Genomic DNA, 1,098 nt, shown 5'->3' with positions numbered 1-1,098 from the left:
CGTATTCGTGGGATTCAAGAATAAATAAGCCTTTTTCGGTTGCTCAGAGCTTTCTCGTCCAGGAATTACTCACCATTTTGACCGAACGCGCCTCCTTGTGGGCGCTTTTTTACGTCTGCGGCTCGACAGGGGCGCTATTTGATTTGTTGAATTTCTATTCCCGCTTGCTCAAAACGGGCGAATACAGGCCTGTGATGCTGCTGATACCAACTCGCTGGCATGTTGGGTTTAAGTTGTAGCTTCTCCTGTTTGCTGATCACCACATAGTGCAAAAACGCGTTAAGCGTAGCCGTCATTACATCAAACGTCATCTCTCCATCTTTGCTGATGGCTTTGAGCAAACCAACCACGGTTTCTTCAGGAATTAAAGGCTCAATAACCGCCTGTTTACGAGTTTTAAGGCTGATAGAGGCTGGCAACACATCACGGGCGGTTTCCCAACAAACCTTGTTGTTTTTATTTACTAAATTGTTTTTATAGCAGTAGTAACTGAATAAAAAACGGGACACGTTTTGCCAGCGTTGCGTTTGGATTTCTAACCACAGGTGCTGAAGCTCGATATCGGCATCGGTCATAGATTTCATTCTAAATATGTTGGGAGAGCGATAGTGTAGCTTGGTTTTTTCATAACGCCAAAATCCTTCGTTGTGGCGTCTTTAAGTGCTAGTTCATCAAAGTCTATTGAGCAAATCGATTTTAATAAAGTTCGTAGTGTGGCGAATTGGGTACTAAAAAGTGATACCGCTAAATTTGTTTGTTAATGAATTGTTTATTTTAAAGCTCAATCAGATTTATATGAGGGTGCTCTTTGTTGTGAAAAGAGCACGAAGTGATGTCACGTGGTATCGGCATTTAAGGAACACATTATATAGAAGAACAACGATGGAACTGAAAACCCTCAGCGTCGCGATTGCGGCAACCTTGAGCAGCACTGCTGCGTTCGCAATGAGCGAGCCAGTAGCGCAAGTCACAGAGAAAGTTGAACATCATCAGCACGAACATGGTGTAGAAACGGCGCAGCCTGAGTATGCACCGACAGAATTGTTACCACAGCTACCGAAACAGACGTTACGCACGCGGGCTATCCAATCGGGTGAA

At 44.2% G+C, this 1,098-nt stretch carries 2 protein-coding genes; one reads left to right on the top strand and one right to left on the bottom strand.

What is annotated here, in order from left to right; all coding sequences use genetic code 11:
• Nucleotides 1-134: 134 nt before the first annotated feature.
• Nucleotides 135-575, bottom strand: a complete 441-nt coding sequence (locus R7035_RS25845; RefSeq protein WP_063517411.1) for a hypothetical protein — start codon at nucleotides 573-575, stop codon at nucleotides 135-137.
• Between the two features lie 307 nt (nucleotides 576-882).
• Here R7035_RS25845 and R7035_RS25840 point away from each other — a divergent pair.
• Nucleotides 883-1,098: hypothetical protein (locus R7035_RS25840; RefSeq protein WP_318146396.1), on the top strand; the 216-nt coding region annotated here is incomplete at its 3' end.

Origin of the sequence: Vibrio sp. 1731 (assembly GCF_033339955.1) — a bacterium.
Lineage (GTDB): Bacteria > Pseudomonadota > Gammaproteobacteria > Enterobacterales > Vibrionaceae > Vibrio > Vibrio alginolyticus.
This window is presented reverse-complemented; position numbering and strand designations above follow the sequence as displayed.

What these genes read in the sequence shown, in the direction of transcription:
- R7035_RS25845 (WP_063517411.1), bottom strand. Translation starts at nt 575, where the DNA reads ATGACCGATGCCGATATCGAGCTTCAGCACCTGTGGTTAGAAATCCAA.